Genomic DNA, 18,154 nt, shown 5'->3' with positions numbered 1-18,154 from the left:
CTTTACACATCACTATTCTTTAATAAGATTAAATGTTCCGTTAAGAAGGAATTTGGTGGTTTCATCCAGACCCGGGGAATCTAAGATTTCAACATGGCTACTATTGGAAAGGCCAGTTTTGACTTCCCTTTTAATTAGCGTATAGCCTGTTTCCGGACTATTTTGAAGTGTTAAAACATAAAAGTATCCCTCGATTTCAACCAACGCATCTTTGGGCAATGCCCATTTTTCTTCTGAGGTAGTATAAATAACCGCTTCGACATACATACCGGGATTGAATCTTTCCGCAAGTTTTTCGTCCACTAAATGCCCATGAATCCCCAAAGTCCTTTCTTCCGGGTCAATGGTTTTACTGATTAAGTAAATGAATGCTTCATATTCTTTACTATTGTCTTCCTGAATCCTGAAACGAATGGGTTGTCCAACACTTATTTTTGCCAGGTCCTTCTCAAACACGTTCATTTCCAGGTGAACGTGGTCTGTATTGACTATGGTAACGGCCATTTGTGATGGAGTCAGGAAAGCCCCCTTTGAAATGGCCACTTCCGTCACATACCCACTTATAGGAGATCGTACAGAAAGGCTGGTGCGGATGTTTTCTATGGTGAAGGTACTGGGATCGATGTTCATAAGCGCCAATTTTTTGCCTAAAGATGCTACTCTGGCTCTCGTAACCGTGTAGTCAGATTCAGCTTTAAGAAATTTCTTTTGAGAACTGATACTGTCCTGAACCAGGTTTTTCTGTCGCTCATAGTCCGATTGGAGATAGGCCAATTGCCCCTTTGCTTCCAGAAAATCCTGTTGAATCTGTACATAATCCGGATTTTCGAGAACGAAAAGCTCTTGCCCTTTTTTCACACTTTGGCCTGGCAATAAACGGATTTCTTTCACCGTCCCACCAAAATAACTGCTTACCGCGGCACGGTTTTCGGGCGGTACATCAATCATGCCTTTGGCTTTTACCACTTCATGGAAGGGCACCTTTTCCATGGTTCCCAAAGTCATGTTGGAGGACTGAAATTGAGTTGTAGAAATCTCATAAGTTTCCACCCCAGACGATTCCTGGGCAACATTGGAAGCCACTTCCGGATCCGAACTGGAAGAACAGGAAGAAAGCCCAACGATAACCGAAATGATCCAGAAGCCAAAGGCAGGCCGGTTTATAGGGTGATTACTTCTGGTTTTTAGGTATGCGAAGTTCATATTAATTCATTAAGTAGTTCGCTTCCAGTACTGTCATGTTGTACTGAAAAAGGGTGCTCAAATAGTTTGTTTCAATCGTTGTTGCATTTTCCAGCAATTGGACGTACTGGAGAAAATCAATTTCACCGTTTTGAAAGGCTTTTGTGGCATGGATAAGGGTTTCTTCGGAAAGCTTTTTCCCTGACATGTGGTAATAGTTGATCCCCTCTTCATATTTTCTCAAGTCTGAACGAAGCGACCGATATTGCGAAATCAGCTGCATTTTATAATTTTCGGATTGGGATTCCAGAATGGAAGCCCCCGTTTTAGCAGCGTCTATTTTAGACTTTTGTGCACCAAACCATAATGGTATCCCAATACCTACCTGAAAGCCTGGATAGGTTTGAATCCCTGTTCCGCTATTGATACCCCTGAAAACAGAAGCTTTCAAATCTGGCAGCAGTTGCTGTTTTTCCAGATTAATTTTTCTGTCGGCAAGTGTTAAAGCATCCGAATAGTATTGAAGTGCAGGATGGCTTAGTGTATCCATCGGTTTTAATTCCAACCGGGTAAGTGATTGACTGATGGCCGTGTATTCCGAGCTTGATTGAAGCCATTTGTTCAACCTAATGCGCGCTTTTTGGCGGCTCTCCTGAATCTGCCGTAGCTGGATAGAAATTTCCTTACTTTTAGTCTCAGCGGTTAATTTCTCCAGGTAATTGGACTCTCCTTGCTCAAATTTCCTATTAGCAGCATGCTCAAAGGTATTGTACAGACTATCCAGGTAGCTGAAATTAGTAAGCATCTCCTGCCAATAGACGATTTCGTGGTAGGCTTTCAACACCTCCTTGGTTACCAGATAGTTATCCATGGCATTTTGGTCAGTAGCCAATTGGATTTCACCTTTCATCACATTCCGCTGTGAACCGTAAACAGTGGGGAATTTTATTGATTGACTAATTCCCCAAACATTGAGCGCCAAATCATTGGGGGCTATATTGTTCTCATCTTTATTATAATAAAACTCCGTTTTACCAATGTCAATGGCACTTCCCAACAATTGCTTACTTTGCTCTACCCGTTGATAAGATGCTTGTAAACCCCTATTATTTTCTAAGGCAATTTCCACTGCCTGATTGGCCGAAATTTTTTCACCCTGACCGTATCCAAATGCAGGAAGGCCTAGAAAAAGCAAGATCACCATGCCTTGTACTGTTGACTTTACTTTTGGAAAATGCCCTTTCCTATCAAACAAAGCGTAAAGAACGGGTAATACCACCAAGGTAAGTGCGGTTGCTGATATTAGTCCTCCTACCACTACGGTAGCCAAGGGCCTTTGCACCTCTGCTCCGGCGGAAGTGGAAATGGCCATGGGCAAAAAACCCAATGCTGCGGCCGATGCCGTGAGTAGTACCGGTCGTAACCGGTTCCTGGTACCCATCAAAATCCGTCTGTTGATGTCCTGGATGCCCTGCGCCTTTAGGTCTTTAAACTCTTCAATCAGGACGATCCCATTCAGTACAGCGATCCCAAAGAGTGCGATAAATCCAACCCCTGCTGAAATACTGAATGGCATATCCCTAATGTACAACAGGATGACCCCACCCACGGCTGACATGGGAATGGCACTGTAAATTATAAGGGCTTCTTTCACCGAATTAAAGGCAAAATAGAGAAGGATAAATATTAAAATAAGGGCTATGGGTACTGCCACCATTAAACGGTCTCTGGCAGTTCTCAGGTTTTCAAACTGACCTCCATATTCCACCGTGTAGCCAATTGGTAAATCAATCTTGCTATTGATGACCTGCTGCACGTCTTTCACCACCGATTCTAAATCCCGGCCCCGTACGTTTACCCCAACCACAATCCTCCGTTTCGTATCGTCTCTCGAAATTTTAGCTGGCCCCGTGGTATAACTGACAGTTGCAAATTCACTGAGAGGAACCTGGTTTCCATTTGGTAGCTGGACGGTCGCCATTTCAATATCCTCCAAATCCCGGTGGTGTTCCTGATCAAAACGAACCACTAAATCAAATTGCTTTTCACCTTCAAATACGGTTCCGGCAGCTTTCCCGGCAAAACCCATGGTGATGATGCTGTTGAGTTCATTCACATTCATCCCATATTTTGCAATCATTTGCCGGTTATAATTCACCGACATCTGTGGGAGACCCGCCACTTTCTCGACGATAATATCGGCTGCACCTTCGATATGTTGAATGGCCTTTTCCACCTCCAGGGCCTTGTTGTAAAGAATGTCCAGGTCCTCACCAAAAATTTTAATGGCCAAATCGGCACGCACTCCGGTGATCAATTCATTGAAGCGCATTTCGATAGGTTGGGTAAACTCAAAGTCCACCCCTGGGATTTCGGCTGAAAGTGCTTCCTTAAATTTATTAGCTAACTGGTCCTTGCTTTCGGCTGAAACCCATTCGCCTTTTGGAATCAGTTTGATTATAACATCACTTTCTTCCATAGACATGGGGTCCGTGGGTACTTCGGCCGCTCCAATCCTACTCACAACCTGCTTTACCTCAGGAAATTGCAAAAGGATCTTTTCCATACGGGTAGTGGCTTTAATCGTATTGGTTAAGGAAGTGCCTGTTTTAAGTACGGGTTGGATAACAAAATCACCTTCGTCCAGTGTAGGTACAAATTCACCTCCCATGCGACTAAAGAGAATGCCAACTACAATCATCAAGGCAGCTGATAAGCTCAAAACGATTTTTTTCTCCCGAAGTGCCCAGGCCATGGTTGGTCTGTACTTGTTTTCCAAAAAAGTGATGAGGCGGGAGGAAATTGTTTTTTTGTCAGGGTCAGATGGCTTAATAAACAAAGAAGCCATTACGGGTACGTAAGTAAAACACATGATCATCGCTCCAATCAATGCAAACGAAAATACCATGGCCATTGGCCTGAACATTTTTCCTTCCACGCCCACCAACGAGAGAATGGGAATGAACACAATGATGATAATAAGCTGACCAAATACAGCAGAGTGCATCATTTTGCTGGCACCATGATGGGTAATTTTATCTATGTAATTTTGTTTTTCTCCTTTGGGCAATGCCATCAATGTGGACCTCTCTGCCGTTATTTTGTAGGCTATGAATTCTACTATAATCACCGCACCATCTATGATAATTCCAAAGTCAATGGCTCCCAGACTCATCAGGTTGGCATCCACTCCGAAGATATACATGAGGGATAAAGCAAAAAGCAAACACATTGGAATGACGGATGCTACCACCAGGCCGGACCGTATATTGCCAAGCAGCAGCACCACGACAAAAATCACGATTAAACAACCTAAAATCAGATTTTCGGCTATAGTAAAGGTAGTTTTACCGATAAGCTCACTTCGCTCCAAAAAGGGATTGATACGGATACCCTGAGGTAGGGCAGCCGATATCTCGGCAACTCTTTCTTTTACTGCCTCTATGGTTGCTTTTGAGTTGGCTCCTTTGAGCATCATCACTTGCCCCAACACTTTTTCTCCTTCTCCATTGCCCGTTATGGCACCAAATCGGGTGGCATGTCCAAAACCTACGGTCGCGACGTCTTTAATAAAAACGGGGGTACCTTTTCGGTTTTCAACCACGATGTTTTCTATATCTTCCAGGGAGCTTACCATGCCTTCCCCTCTGATAAAATAAGTTTGGTTGGTTTTTTCAATGTAGCCCCCTCCGGCCACGCTATTGTTTTTTTCCAATGCCGAAAAGGCCTGGGAAATAGAGATATTCAAACTCCGGAGTTTTTCCGGATTGAGCGCCACTTCGTACTGTTTGAGATGACCGCCCCAGGTATTTACCTCTACCACTCCCGGTATGCCGGAAAGTCGACGCCTGACCACCCAATCTTGTATGGTACGCATATCCGCTAATGAATACCGGTCACGATGTGCCGAATCCACCTCAATGACATACTGATAAATCTCACCCAGGCCAGTGGTGATAGGCCCCATGAAAGGTTTTCCAAATCCGGCAGGAATTTTATCTTCGGCTGCCTTTATTTTTTCAGCGATGAGTTGTCGGGGAAGATAGGTGCCAATTTTATCATCAAAAACCACCGTTACCACGGAGAGCCCAAACTTAGAAATGGATCTTATTTCTTTCACATTGGGCAGGTTGGCCATTTCCAACTCTACCGGATAGGTAAGGAATTTCTCCACGTCTTCAGTAGCCAAATTTCGCGACGTGGTGATGATTTGCACCTGATTGTTGGTGACATCCGGAACAGCTCCAATGGGAATCTCAGTAAGGGAATAAATTCCAAAAGCGATCACTCCGGCTGAGAATAAAAGCACGATCAGTTTGTGGTGAATACTGTATTGTATGATCTTCTCTAACATTGATGGGCTGCATTTGGTATTACTTACCAAATGTAGCCGACCAGTCCTAAAGCCTTTCTCAAGACTTTCTTAAGATTGGCTTAAGAATGGTATTTATTTTAGTCCTTCTCCCAGGAAGTAGCCAACTAAAGCGGAAATACCCATGGCCACCGTGCCCCAAAAAGTAATTCTAATAATGGCTTTGGTGATATTGGACCCTCCAGCCTTCGCTGCCAATACACCTAGTAGTATTAGAAAAAGGAGCGCGAATCCATATAAATAATAATCGGATCCCTCAAATCACTTGCTGCAGCTACGCCGATTGCAAGACTTGCAGTTGACAAGATACCATCATTAGCAGCCAAGACAGCTGCCCTAAGCCAGTTACTTCTATGAATGTAGTGATTGTCCAGGTAATTGTTTTTCGGATTTCTCATCATGCGATCCATTTACGGTGACAGAGAAGGTAGTTTTTTTGGATTTCCACGGATTTATTCTTTCATGTGTCTATAATTGTTTCCTAATGGTCACCCCGATTAGTCGGGGCAGGCTATGGAATCTTTGACAATTAAAATAATCATTGCCCTGTGTGTTTAATGATGATTTTAATCCTGTCGATTTCATCCAGACAAATTAAGTTAAAAAGTAATCATCACATTGGTGCCCTGACCGTAGGTGCTGCTAACATTCAATTCAGCTTGAATGGCATTGGCACATTTCTTTGCTATAGCCAGTCCCAGACCATTTCCCTGAATTTGCCTGTGATTTAAGGCATCAGATCGATAGAAACTGTCGTAAATATTGTTTAAATCCTCCTCTTTAATTCCGATTCCTTCATCCGTAACATTACAGATGATTCGACCGCCGACATAATCCACACCGATACTTATCGTCCCCCCATTATTCGAATATTTAATAGCATTGTTAAGGATATTGTCCACGATGATATTGCTGTAGAAATGAGGCAAAAGTGCTTTTTCGGATTGATTGATGCTTAGGTTTATTTTCAATTTTTTCTCTTTGATCAGGTTTTTAAACCGCGATATAGATTCTTCAAGGAGCGTTGAAATAGGGATAAAGGAATCCTTTTTGCTTCCTGCAGATGTTTCTAAGCGGGCCAACATCAGGAGTTGCTCCAAGGTGGCCGTCATTCGGTCTATTTCTTCAAGACTGTAAAGTATCTTTTCTTCGTACTCCTGTTGGGATCTTGGCTTCCTGATCAGCACCTCCAGGGTACCCCGCAAGGTGGCAAGTGGGGTCCTGAGTTCATGAGATGCATCCGAAGTAAATTGCTTTTCCTTTTCAATGGCCTTTTCAATACGCTTCAGTAAGTCATTGAAGCTGGAAGAAAGGAAGAAAATTTCATCCTGATTTTTAGGCAATGTTACTCTTTCATTCAGGTTGTTTTGAGTGATATGGGTGATGGTACGTGTCATTTCCTGAATAGGACTCATACTTCTTCCAGCTAAAAATCGGGATACATAATACAAGCCTATCAAAATCACGAAATAGGAAGCTAATAATACATTTCTTAATCTTGTAATGACAGAAAAGGCAGATTCGGAGGAAATGGCCGCAATAATATATCCTCTAGTTTCGCCTTTATCTTTTATTGGCAATTGAACTTGCCTTATCAGTTTATCCGTGAGTTCGGCATTATAATGCCCTCCATCCGTGTCCCCCTTAAAAATTAAAAAATCTTGCTTCAGGTTGGGAGATCTATCCATTACCAATCCCTGTTTGTCATTCAACTGAATAAATACTGGGTTTACCTGGGTCTCTGTATGCTCACGCTCTCGCCATTCTTCCTTATTGATAAATTGAATGCTATCCTCAACGAATTCTATTTCGTTCAGATGTTTTTCTGCTTCATAGGATAAGTCATTGTCCAGGTTTTGTATTACTGTGCTCTTGACAATCAAAAAGATGGTGCCAAAAACAACTGCCATGATGATGGCTGTCGCCACCATATAATGCAGGGCTATTCTATTTTTGAAGCTTAGGTTCATATTTCTTTTGCGATGTAACCTACACCACGGATGGTCTGAATGTAATTTTCTTCATCGGATAATGAAAGTTTCTTTCGCAATGCGTTGATGTATACGTCGATAACACCCGAATTGTATTCGAAGTGGATATCCCACACACTTTCGATAATGCGGCTTCTTCGGCATACTTTGCCTTTGTTGCGGATGAGGTATTCCAATAATGCAAATTCCTTCTGGGTGAGATTAATTTCTTCCTTTCCTTTAAAAACCTGATGGGTTTCCGTATTTAACGTAATGATTCCCAAGGTAAAAAGAGAGTGCTCCCCCATCTTTGGCCTTAATTGCACTTTGATTCGCTCCAAAATTTCTTCAAAATGAAAGGGCTTTTTAATGTAATCATTTGCCCCAGACTGCAAACCAAATAAGGTTTCGTCAAGCGTGTCCTTGGCGGTAAGGAAAATGACAGGAGTGGTTGGAAATTCTTTCCTAAACTGCCTGCAAATTTCAATCCCGCTTAATCCCGGGAGCATCCAGTCTAACAAAAGGATATCGTATTCTCCTGATAAAGCCAACCTAAGGCCCGATTTACCCTCATCGGCCACATCCACTGCAAAAGACTCTTCCTCTAATCCTTGCTTGAGAAAAGCCGCAATTCCCTGCTCGTCTTCAACTATCAAAATTCTCATCTACCAAATATCGATTTTACCCGCTTAAGTATCCATTAAATGAATCTTAAGAAATGCTTAAAATTCCAACCAGCTGCTTTTTACTGCAAGGTTATTCTTTCATATATTTCCTTCTTCCAAAGCTCTGGCTCATAAACGACCAATTGATATTCCTTACCGGCTTTCGTCCGGATAACGAGACGCGCATTTCCCCATTTATTCACCATTCTCTTTTCGATCCCGATGATCGATGTGAAGTCTATATCCGTTTGTCCCCGTTGGATATTCAATTGGTGAGACTTAAAAATAACTCTTTTATTTGTCAAAAACAGCTTTCCTCCAACACCTTCCAGCCTTTTAAATAAGGTAGCGGGTGCCTCCTTTTCAATTTTTTCCATTACCTCCAGCATCGGATTAATGTTTGTACCCATTTTGGCGAATACTTTTCCAGCTAATCCATTAAAAAGGTAAGGAAATACCAGACTAAAAGTAATACCGAAAAACAGCCCCCTGAACAATAAACTTTGCAGCGAATCCATCTCTTGCGCTTCGGAAAAATAGTCCATTGCCCAAATTGCAAGGGTGTATAATACTCCCATTTGAAAAGCAAGCACCAAGCGATATTTCCAATCTGTTCTCAATTTCTATTGTCATTTACTATCGTTCACATGCGCTATCATCAACCCTCTGGGTGGTGTTTTGGCCAAGCTTGCTTTCAAGTAGCCTTTTTAGATGGAACGGGCTCCAGTTTGCTTCAATCCAGCCATCAGGATCCTTTAAGCCTTTTGCATGGCTTGCTCAAAGGTGATTTCAATAAATTCAGCTGGTCGGATCACAGCGACCAAAACCCTTACCCGCATGATCCCTTTTGAAATATCCTCAACTGTCATCGTTTCTTCCAAGCCCACCCGTACCGAGAAAGCGTCCGATGAGCTGGCTCCGGCCAAAGCTCCCATTTTCCACTGCTGTGTCAGGTAATTTTCCACCATGGATTTGACAGTAATCCAGGTAGCAGCCTGATTGGGTTCAAAGGTGTAGGCTTTGACGGCTAACACCATCGACTGTTCGAGCACAATCACCGTCCGACGCACAGGAATGTAACGCCAGTCGTTGCTGTTTCCATCCAATGTGCGCGCCCCCCATACCAGCACGCCTTCTCCCAGAAAGGAGCGTATGGCATTGACCGCTTTTCCGTCCAAGGGGGTATTGAGGTATTCCTGCTCTTCTGTGGAAATGGGTACAGATGGAGCAATGACGGAATTCAAGGAAAGATTGGCGGGGGCTTTCCAAACCCCACTCGTGGAATCCACCAACGTGTACAACCCGGCCATTGCGGCCGCAGGTGGCAGTTGATTCAGGTATTTTTGCAGAAATCCCATTAATGCTTTATACGACTGACTCATCGCCAAAAGCGTGCGGTGCAGGTTAGCGGGAGATAATTTGCCGGAAGTATCCGGGGCATCGTCCCAGCTATTCACGACAGCTGATGTATAATCGGGAAGTTGTTTTACCAGGGATAAAACCCGCTCCTTTCGAACGGCTTCGCCTTTTGATTCATTTTCGGGATGATCGGTTAGCGCAAGTTCTCCACTGATCATTTCAACCAGCAGTGCCAGGCTATCATCCGTCAGATTTTGAAATGACAATTCTGATTCCTGCACAATCGTTGTTTCCAACCAGGGATAATAGGCCGCTGCATAACTTAGTGATTCGGTTCCTACCCCTTCCCTGAACCGATCCACTACGGACTTCCCGCCCGCAGGATTTTGAAAGGCTTTGTAGCCTTGATACACATCCAAAATGGCCATCCGGTTGCCCATCTGCCCGCAATGGGCGATTACCTTTCGGCACAGGCTATAAAATGCCTCGGCTGTATCCAGAGATACGGCATCGGGAAGCAGTACCAGGGTGGGTTCAGGTTCATTTTCCAGCCTACGGAGTCCGTCTGCGAGCCTTTCTTCCCTAATCTGATCCTTATAATCACCCACAGAAATGATATAGCAAGCTCCCCCACCATTCTGAAAAAAGAATCGCATAGCTTCATACAGCCTGAAGACGGTTCCGACCCGACTCACAGAATAGGCTTCCTTGTCACCTATCAGGTCCAGGTGCATATCAAACTTAGCTAGCTTTTCACCCCTTTCCTCTTTTTTGTCCGCTTCACTTCGGGATTTCTCCCCTTCCCCAGTAGCTTTACGCATTCGAAACCGATAGTCTGCCGGACCACCAAACCACCGCTCAAATTCCCTTAACGAGCTGATCCGGAGGAGGCCGTCTGCACCCGCAGCCGGAATTTTTTCAGTATACCCTATAAATGCAGGAATTGCTGTTGCAACTTCCACCACTGAAGAGGGGAAAGCGTTTTCCTCTACAATGTATACCCCAGGTTTTTTAATTTTTTCCATTAGTTTAAGGTTAAGTGCAGGCCAAGTTACCCATTTTAACCATTAAGCAGGTAAATATCAGGTGTGGAAATATGCTTGATTTTCCTTATTTAAGCTAACTTTTAAAAACCCTTTTGTGGTAAAGTAATTGACCGGTGTGGTAGGAATGGTGATTGGCCATGATGATGATCTCCCGAAATATCGTATAATCCGGAACATGGGCAATCGGGGCAAATAGGTTGATTGAATTGTCCTCAATCAATCGGATCAATGTGTTGCGGTCAGCCATAAAACCTACAATGGATTCATTCCAGGTTTTAGTATCCGTTTCAGCATTTGGCCAATAGTCATCCGGCCATTTCATTTCCCGGTAGTTGGGATTTTGAATAAAGTCGATGATATCCCGCTGAGCGAGGCGCATGTGTTCCACCAGGTCCCAGGGGGAATGGGGAATTCCAGCCACCTTTCTATTGATGGCATCCAAGGGAAAATCGACCACAACCTGATCGAAAGTAATATGGGCTTTCACACCGCTCAGTGACTCGATCAGGTGTTGGCGCAGGACTTGTGTTTCGGCATTGTTTAAGGGCATAAGAAATAAACTTAGTTCGATTAATCAGAAACGTAGACCTAAATACCGCTGTACTCAAAATCTCCCTGGAATAGTGAATGGGACCCAAAAACATCCAAATCTGTAACATATGCATGTCCTTCTATCTGATAGGAGCCTCCGGTAGGGAAGCTTTCCAAGTTGTTTTCAAGTTTTAAGAGCTCATCTTCATTGATTTTCTTTAAAGAAGTACTGGTTACCTTAAGATTTTTTACCCTGTTATAACGGAGGAGTAAAAATACAAATCCAATTATACCAATAGGAACAGCAATCCATACTGACATCAATAACCGTGCATTTGCAAGAATGGTAATAACAACAAGAGAGCTCACAAAAAATATTGCCCTAGAAAAAGAAAGCCTTTGCAATACTTTCTCTAAATAGTGTATTGATTTGCTGTATTTGTCGATATTTGATTGAAAAATCTTCACAAGTATAATACGGAGATAAGAAAGTCATGGCATATATTCAGCTACCTTTTGGAGGAGGATTGGCATGTATAAGGAACATGACATTATTTGGGAACTTAAATTAAGGATTTAGGATGATATATCTCCTGGTTTTAGAAACTTTATTCGTTCGGGATTATTAAATAGATCGGCTGAAAAGGTTATTTTTCCCGGTTCTCCTGCATTTCAAACCGTCAGCATGCTTGGCTATTGGCAATTGACTTTTTATTACTTCTACATATTGTCGCTGTAAAGCAGATTGAATTTGTGACCGTCTGGATCGGTGAAAACGCACACGTAAAATCCATTTTTATCGTAAAATTCTTTCCTGTCTTTGTTAGAGTTAAATAGAATAGTTCCACCTGCTCTTTCTATTTCGGTTATCCAAGTGTCAAATTCATTCTTACTTTCAGCTGAAAGGGAAAACATAATCTCATTTCCTTGACTCAAATCAGATATTTCCCCTTCCAGACTTGTTTTTAATTTTTCCTTTTCAAAAAAGTGAATTACAAAATCACCACTACCAAACAGGAAGCTCACAAGGTTTTCTGTAGGATTGCCATTTAACTTAAATCCTAACGACAGGTAAAATTCTTGTGTCCTATCGATGTCTTTTACTCCAAGATTTGCCCAAATTTTTTTAGGTTTCATATTGATGCAATTTTTTATTAAGTATGGGTTAATAAATTAATTGTTATTCCATTGGGGTCCTTTACAAAAAAGCGTATGACTCCCCAATTTTCGTTTGTAATCAGGGTACACAAGTTCAATTTTTTGGCTTTTGGCTCTTTCATTTAAATTGTCAACATCCGAAACTTCAACGGATAAAAATATTGCCGAATTATCTAAAGGTTTGTTTTTGTCGTTACTGAAAATTGATATATAGTTTTACAGTGCCGCCTCTTTTTTTGCACGCCTCAGACACCAATTCGCCGGTGTAGTGAGGGTGTTTTCTATTAAGTCTGTATATTTCTCACTCAGGTTCTTTTTTTGGGAATATATTTCTTCATTGTCGGCAATACGCGCAAGTTCAAATTTATGCGCCAGTGATTCATATTGCTTGCTCAACCTTATACACTCCTGTTGGTGACTGTCAAATTGAAGGCCGGTATGTAAACCTGAAACAATGGAAGAAAGTAACAATATCGTAGAACAAATTATCTTCCAATTATCTGGATTTACCCATCCACTATCCACAAAAATAGTTACGCCCAAAAAGGCAGGCAAAACCACCCCGATAATTATGGCAAACCACCTGAATGGGGTAACTACATTTAACCATTTTTCGTAGGCGGCTTTTTGAATAAGACAATCCCTCTGCTTATTGGCAAAGTAATTTTGAATTTCCATTAGTTGATTAGTATCCATAATTATGCGTCAAAAATAAATATTGAATAATCCAAAACTAAATAAAATTTCCCAAAAAGGTGATATTCAACCATTTCCTTATAATATAAATATCAAAAATGCTTTTGGATCCAAGCAAAAGTCCTGATAAAATTACCGGTTTGCCATTGGGGGATTGATTGTACATTGTAAAGTAGATACCATTTTGATCTTCCCTTGATTAATTTGCTAAAAATTAATTATTGAATTTAGACCACAATCCAACGCCCTGCCAAAAGGAAGTCGAGTGCCAGTAAAAGACTATTTTTGATTTTTCCGCTTATTTAATACAATTTCCTCTATAGGGACTTCATTGATCAATACTTCTTTTAAAACAGCCTCTCCCTCTTTGATTCCAACTACCGCATAGGCTGTCTGGGTTGAGTCCACTTGTGATTCGAGGTAGGCCAATTCAGCATCATACGCCTTAGATTCTTCCATGTAATACCTGTCGAATGGGTATTCAATAGTTAGCATGTTCGTCCCATTATCCGTGACCCAGCCCACCCTGGCCTTCAAAAAATCCTGATTGTCAGCCGGGTATTCCTTCGAAAGACCATGGGCTTTTGCAAAACCGTCCTTGTCTGTTGTCAGAATTACAAAAATCCTTTCGCCAGGCAGCCAATCCGCTTCGCTTTGAATCTCAACCACCGCTTCTTCGTAATAAAGCGCTATGAATTTCCCCCTAAATGGGTCATTGGGATCAATTGGCTGGGTTTTGAATTTATATTCCTTCCCTGAATGCAATATGTCTTCCCTGTCAAGTATCATTTTGGCCGGCACATAAAGCTGCAAGAGGGCAAGTAAAACAAATACAGGCAATGTTTTCTTTTTGTTAGCCATTTGGATTTCTCTTTTTAAGCATCCAGTAATTTGTTGCCATAAAGCCAATGCCAACGGACACAAATAAGCCCCCTCTTATGATAAAGCTTAAATTTGTATCAAAGAACCTACAAACCACCAAAGCAGCAATAATTAGCAAACCCAGGTTCAAAATCCCCAAGTTGTTCCGCCTGGCACCATCTCTGATGGTTAACATACCAATTGCAAAAACAAGTATATTGACCAGCACTACTGACAGGGAGGAAGATAGCCCAATAATGAAAATGACAATGAACAACAAAAAAACTACCCCTATTGGCTTAATGTCCGTCAGGGAGCTGTTTTTCAGGTTAATTACAAGGAGGCCAATTCCTGATAGGGTGAGTAGAAAAGCTGCCAGAAATTCAGGTGATGTGAATACTTCATTCCATGGAAAATCTTCTTTCCTCAAGTGCTCCCAGAACCAATCAAAACTAAATGTTAGCAGCATTACAATGGTCCCAACCAAACCCAACACCTTGTACCCATTGTTTGCCGGCCTTTGCCGGGTAAAAAAATCCAATTCCCCTATTAAATAAATTAACCCAAAAAGGCTGAAATAGGCAGGGACCATAAGTTCATCTGTTTGGCCTGCAACAGTCCCCAGCGCAATTACCACAGAAAGCGGAATGATCCAATTGTGGAAAACCATGAAATTACTTTCGGGATTTGTCTTGCTCAACAGGTTATAATGAGGAAGGATGGTCAGTAGTAGTATCCAGTAGGAATAAGATTCGGTTGCAGGGTATGTCCAATAGCTCGTCTCAGCCGCATAGCAGGTAATTCCTATCAGGTAAAGTAATGAAGCGATGGAAGATTTCATCACATATATCAATGGGAGGCAAAGCAGCATCCAGGTGAGCAGGAATAAGCCCAAATCTCCCGGCATGTGGTATATTTGACTAACGAGCGAAATGCTTGCTCCAACAGCAAAAAACAAAAAAGCAGTACCGCTTTCTCTCCAGGCGACACTTTCTGGTTTTTTAATTAACACGAATCCACACAGTACCTGTCCAATGAGCAGTGGAAGAAAGGCCCAACATGTTTTTGCGGTTCGTGAAAATTCATCCCAGTTGTGCGCCAGTAATAAGATAATTCCAAGTCCCACCAATATGGCACCTAATATCCCAAAAACGACGAATAGCCGATTGGTTGACTGTCCTCCTTTTTCCCCATAATAATCCCGGATTTTGCCTGCTGTTTCGGGAGAAATCACGCCAGCATTTATAAGTTCGGGAATGTCTTTTACCAGGTTCATCTTCTAGTTATATTTCCATATCGTTACATCATCTTGCAACAACGGATGCTTCAAACATAAATACGACGATTTTAATTACCTCTCAGTTTATGAATGGGCTGCCCGACAATCAACGATAGAAGCATAGCAGACAGTCTGTATTAGCTTTCTCTTGACTTTAAATAATTTCCCGGAGTAAATACTGCGATTTCCGCCTTTGAATAATCTTTTACATTGCGGGTAAGTATCGCCTCTATTCCCTCTATTGTCAAAGCAGTGGAGTATTGAATTGAATCTTCAAAATCCTTAAAATTATTTTTTAATGCTTGAACGATTTCAATACGGGTTGTTCCTGCTATTTGAATCATTGCTGTGAGTTCCTCAATTATGAGTATGGCTCTTTTGTGGTCCAGGTATTTCCTTACAATGTAATAAATGTTATTAATACTAACCCCTGAAATGAAAAGCTGAAACTTACCTCGTTCATTTAAATCAAAAATTTCACTTGCCGGATTCGCAAATGGATCTCGATCCGTGAAAAAATCGATTACCACATCTGAAATGGTTCACTTACCATTTATTGTTTGATCACCCAAACGTCCGTTACCCGTGACTGCTGCCGCCAGTTCAGGTGCTCCTCATCGGGTTTGTCAAAACTTATTTTTAGTTTGCCTTCGCTGATCAGCTCCCTTGGAAGTGGGAATTCCTTAAATTCCTCATAGCCCTTCTCGTACCTGGTAGGTGTAAGCCGTTGTCCATTGGCCCGCAAAAGGGCCTCACCAAAGCCTGATACGCGGATCAGGTAATCGGATTCAGGATCCAACTCATCGTAGTCCAGGGTGGGCGTAAACTGAAAGAGCTGGGTAGAAAGCCGCTTACGGCTGGTCCCGTTGTTTTCCCATAAAAAGCCGATGGCATCATCGGTTTTGGAGGTTACGTGCCGGGCATCTGCACTTGAGATATTGTCGTAAAAGCTCCCTTCTCCCGGGTATTCATAGGTTCGGATAAAGTCCAACCGGGCCAATTTTTCCGCTTCAGATTCAAAATTGCGTATTTTATCAAATTCGTCTTCCAGCCACCAACGGTTGTTGAGCGGGTAATCGATAAAATCCAAAATCGCACCCCTTTCTGCACCACTTGCCCGGTACTTTTCCACACTGGTTTGCGCCCCAACGCTCTGGAAAAGCATTTCTCCGTAAGTGAGCACCTTTTCCTTCAGGTCCTGAGAAACGGGCTCTGTATCTGCTTTTTGCAGTTGTTGCAGGGCCTCGAACATGGCCTGATCAGCTCCAATGGAATCTGCCTGGGCCAGGATTTCGTAGGCTTCAGCCTCCAGGCTTTTTTCGAAGGCCAGCCGGTCCCGTATATAGGCATCGTAATAGGCCCGCATCAGCAATTGCTGCCAGCGCCAATTGCCGGACAGCTGGGGGTAAGCAACTTCAAGCCTCTTCCACAAAGCCAGGGTTTTTTCAATAGCTGGATTCTCCAAAATGGGACCATCCCAATTTTCTTCCAAGGCGAATATTCCCCTGGCGGCCTCCTCTCCTACCTCAGCACCAAAGAAAAAACGGGTATATTCCGCAAGGATGGTGGCAGGGTCTTTCCCCGGATCCCATCCCAATTGGCTCCATATGACTTTGTTTACATCGTCATGGGTACCATCGGAATACGTAATAAAACCATCAGTATGGGGGCTGTCCCTTTGAAAAAGCCGTTTGTACATCTCTGGCTGGGGGTTGCAGGGTTCCCTTCCCAGGGTCAGGGCAAAGGCCTGATCCCAGTTTTCCACGGGATAGTGACAGCGAACGGTATGGGTAATATCGGGATAAAACCTGTGCATGTATTTTTCCGGCAAAAGTTCCCTTTCAAGGGCTATTGGCGGACTGCTGGGGCCATATACCACCCCTTTCAGCCAATCTGGGCTATGCTTCTCCAGGTAATCAAAAAAATAGCTTACCTTCTCTTTGTTAAAACCCTGCAAAGAAACCCAAATGCCCGCTTCCGGATGGTATTCTTTCAGAATCTTTGACAGATCCTCCAGGTAAGGTATCAGATCGGAAGGGTGGTTTTCGCCCGGGTCTCCTCCCGGAACAAATACCGCATTTAATCGCGGACAACGGGCGTAAAAGTCTTTCTGTTTCTCCAGGCCCTCCTGATATGCCCCTGGCTCGCTGAGGTCCCGGGGTGCCGGCGTCCAAACCCAATAATCAGCACCGTATTTTTCACATATTTTGCTCAACTCCACTTCCATGACTTGCGGGTCCACCTTGAAATGCGGGCTGGAATTCACTTTCTGAAAGGGAATGTTTTCAAACGCATTGGCCCCAAAGAGCACCTGTTCCCTGAAATGCTGGTCAAATTGCCCCACTGTCCAGGCATCCCAGGAGTTGGCGGTATTCCGGTAACCAAACTGGTGGCCGCGAAGCGCATATTGAGGGGATTCAGAAAATTCAAAGCCTGCATCCAAATTGATTTTTCCCTTGCTCAGTCGGGCCGTTCGCAGCAGTTTGCCAATCCCATAAAAGATTCCTCGGGCATCTGCGCCTATCACCCACAGGGTGTTCCCGGCCTCGCTGGATTCATGAAAGATCCGGTAACCTTCTTTTTGCCGTTCCGGAGCACCGGAGCCCTTCCGGAACGGAATGGCTTTTCCAAAGAGGCTGGTACCTGAAGCCAGGACGAGGGCAATGCGGGTATTTGAATCCCATTCACGGTTCACTTTCAACGAAGTTCCGGTGCGTTTTTCGATTTCTTCTACAAGAATAGTTCCGGCGGTTTCCTTCAAGGGTGAGGTGATTTGGGGCGAAATCAGAATGATAGCCTCTGAAAAGTCCAGGGTTTTTTGGTCTTCGGCTGAGCAAGACAGCAGTGTTGCCGAAATCATGCACAAAAGCCAAATGGTGAGTTTATTTTCCATGAGGTAAAAGTAATTTCGTTGGTATTTAAATCGTGTTTCAGTGTTCTTGGCTAAGGAAGTCCTCACCAATGTGCACCCCAATAAATAATACGCCAGAGTCAACAAATCCTACCAAGGATGAAGCGTAATTTTTTTGTAAAAA

16 protein-coding genes are annotated in these 18,154 nt (G+C 43.0%); all 16 read right to left on the bottom strand.

From position 1 onward, the window contains the following. Positions 1–12: 12 nt before the first annotated feature. On the bottom strand, positions 13–1,203 hold the full coding sequence (locus G9Q97_RS10460) for an efflux RND transporter periplasmic adaptor subunit (protein ID WP_166146599.1): 1,191 nt from the start codon (positions 1,201–1,203) through the stop codon (positions 13–15). Position 1,204: 1 nt separating this feature from the next. Then, on the bottom strand, positions 1,205–5,536 hold the full coding sequence (locus tag G9Q97_RS10455) for a CusA/CzcA family heavy metal efflux RND transporter (protein WP_166146597.1): 4,332 nt from the start codon (positions 5,534–5,536) through the stop codon (positions 1,205–1,207). Between the two features lie 93 nt (positions 5,537–5,629). Then, positions 5,630–5,752, bottom strand: a complete 123-nt coding sequence (locus G9Q97_RS25210; protein WP_262889470.1) for a hypothetical protein — start codon at positions 5,750–5,752, stop codon at positions 5,630–5,632. Positions 5,753–5,766: 14 nt separating this feature from the next. Then, the gene (locus G9Q97_RS25385; protein WP_394352988.1) at positions 5,767–5,952 is read right to left on the bottom strand and encodes a VIT1/CCC1 transporter family protein; all 186 of its coding nucleotides are present in this window, start codon (positions 5,950–5,952) and stop codon (positions 5,767–5,769) included. Positions 5,953–6,153: 201 nt separating this feature from the next. After that, on the bottom strand, positions 6,154–7,524 hold the full coding sequence (locus G9Q97_RS10445; protein WP_166146595.1) for a sensor histidine kinase: 1,371 nt from the start codon (positions 7,522–7,524) through the stop codon (positions 6,154–6,156). Next, the gene (locus tag G9Q97_RS10440) at positions 7,521–8,189 is read right to left on the bottom strand and encodes a response regulator transcription factor (RefSeq protein ID WP_166146593.1); all 669 of its coding nucleotides are present in this window, start codon (positions 8,187–8,189) and stop codon (positions 7,521–7,523) included. Before G9Q97_RS10440 ends, G9Q97_RS10445 begins: the two co-directional genes overlap by 4 nt. Positions 8,190–8,269: 80 nt before the next feature. Continuing rightward, positions 8,270–8,809, bottom strand: coding sequence for a PH domain-containing protein (locus tag G9Q97_RS10435; RefSeq protein WP_166146591.1), 540 nt, complete (start codon positions 8,807–8,809; stop codon positions 8,270–8,272). Between the two features lie 135 nt (positions 8,810–8,944). Beyond that, positions 8,945–10,573 carry a phage tail sheath family protein gene (locus G9Q97_RS10430; RefSeq protein ID WP_166146589.1) on the bottom strand — a complete coding sequence of 543 codons (1,629 nt, stop codon included), beginning with the start codon at positions 10,571–10,573 and terminating at the stop codon, positions 8,945–8,947. Positions 10,574–10,667: 94 nt separating this feature from the next. Continuing rightward, positions 10,668–11,144: a DinB family protein gene (locus G9Q97_RS10425; RefSeq protein ID WP_166146587.1), complete on the bottom strand. Its 477-nt coding sequence runs from the start codon at positions 11,142–11,144 to the stop codon at positions 10,668–10,670. A gap of 38 nt (positions 11,145–11,182) precedes the next feature. Beyond that, complete coding sequence (locus G9Q97_RS10420; RefSeq protein WP_166146585.1) at positions 11,183–11,446, bottom strand: hypothetical protein; 264 nt, start codon at positions 11,444–11,446, stop codon at positions 11,183–11,185. Between the two features lie 399 nt (positions 11,447–11,845). Beyond that, a complete protein-coding gene (locus G9Q97_RS10415; protein WP_166146584.1) occupies positions 11,846–12,262 on the bottom strand; it encodes a VOC family protein in 417 nt (138 codons plus the stop codon). 237 nt (positions 12,263–12,499) lie between these two features. Further along, positions 12,500–12,979, bottom strand: a complete 480-nt coding sequence (locus G9Q97_RS10410; protein WP_166146582.1) for a hypothetical protein — start codon at positions 12,977–12,979, stop codon at positions 12,500–12,502. 279 nt (positions 12,980–13,258) lie between these two features. Then, positions 13,259–13,840 carry a GDYXXLXY domain-containing protein gene (locus G9Q97_RS10405; protein WP_166146580.1) on the bottom strand — a complete coding sequence of 194 codons (582 nt, stop codon included), beginning with the start codon at positions 13,838–13,840 and terminating at the stop codon, positions 13,259–13,261. Then, complete coding sequence (locus tag G9Q97_RS10400; protein ID WP_166146578.1) at positions 13,833–15,116, bottom strand: DUF2157 domain-containing protein; 1,284 nt, start codon at positions 15,114–15,116, stop codon at positions 13,833–13,835. Before G9Q97_RS10400 ends, G9Q97_RS10405 begins: the two co-directional genes overlap by 8 nt. A gap of 140 nt (positions 15,117–15,256) precedes the next feature. Next, positions 15,257–15,649 (bottom strand): PIN domain-containing protein, encoded by a 393-nt coding sequence (locus G9Q97_RS10395; RefSeq protein WP_317168746.1) that lies wholly within the window; start codon positions 15,647–15,649, stop codon positions 15,257–15,259. A 23-nt stretch (positions 15,650–15,672) separates the two neighbouring features. Beyond that, positions 15,673–18,012, bottom strand: a complete 2,340-nt coding sequence (locus G9Q97_RS10390) for a beta-N-acetylhexosaminidase family protein (protein WP_166146576.1) — start codon at positions 18,010–18,012, stop codon at positions 15,673–15,675. Positions 18,013–18,154: the final 142 nt, after the last annotated feature.

Source organism: Cyclobacterium plantarum, assembly GCF_011290685.1.
Taxonomy (GTDB): domain Bacteria; phylum Bacteroidota; class Bacteroidia; order Cytophagales; family Cyclobacteriaceae; genus Cyclobacterium; species Cyclobacterium plantarum.
Note: the sequence above shows the minus strand (reverse complement) of the source record. Positions and strands in the feature narration are given on the sequence as shown.

Coding starts and splice junctions, on each gene's coding strand:
- G9Q97_RS10415 (WP_166146584.1), bottom strand. CDS start 12,262: ATGAAACCTAAAAAAATTTGGGCAAATCTTGGAGTAAAAGACATCGAT.
- G9Q97_RS25385 (WP_394352988.1), bottom strand. CDS start 5,952: ATGAGAAATCCGAAAAACAATTACCTGGACAATCACTACATTCATAGA.
- G9Q97_RS10400 (WP_166146578.1), bottom strand. CDS start 15,116: ATGAACCTGGTAAAAGACATTCCCGAACTTATAAATGCTGGCGTGATT.
- G9Q97_RS10460 (WP_166146599.1), bottom strand. CDS start 1,203: ATGAACTTCGCATACCTAAAAACCAGAAGTAATCACCCTATAAACCGG.
- G9Q97_RS10425 (WP_166146587.1), bottom strand. CDS start 11,144: ATGCCCTTAAACAATGCCGAAACACAAGTCCTGCGCCAACACCTGATC.
- G9Q97_RS10420 (WP_166146585.1), bottom strand. CDS start 11,446: ATGTCAGTATGGATTGCTGTTCCTATTGGTATAATTGGATTTGTATTT.
- G9Q97_RS10390 (WP_166146576.1), bottom strand. CDS start 18,012: ATGGAAAATAAACTCACCATTTGGCTTTTGTGCATGATTTCGGCAACA.
- G9Q97_RS10410 (WP_166146582.1), bottom strand. CDS start 12,979: ATGGATACTAATCAACTAATGGAAATTCAAAATTACTTTGCCAATAAG.
- G9Q97_RS10430 (WP_166146589.1), bottom strand. CDS start 10,573: ATGGAAAAAATTAAAAAACCTGGGGTATACATTGTAGAGGAAAACGCT.
- G9Q97_RS10405 (WP_166146580.1), bottom strand. CDS start 13,840: ATGGCTAACAAAAAGAAAACATTGCCTGTATTTGTTTTACTTGCCCTC.
- G9Q97_RS10440 (WP_166146593.1), bottom strand. CDS start 8,189: ATGAGAATTTTGATAGTTGAAGACGAGCAGGGAATTGCGGCTTTTCTC.
- G9Q97_RS10455 (WP_166146597.1), bottom strand. CDS start 5,536: ATGTTAGAGAAGATCATACAATACAGTATTCACCACAAACTGATCGTG.
- G9Q97_RS10445 (WP_166146595.1), bottom strand. CDS start 7,524: ATGAACCTAAGCTTCAAAAATAGAATAGCCCTGCATTATATGGTGGCG.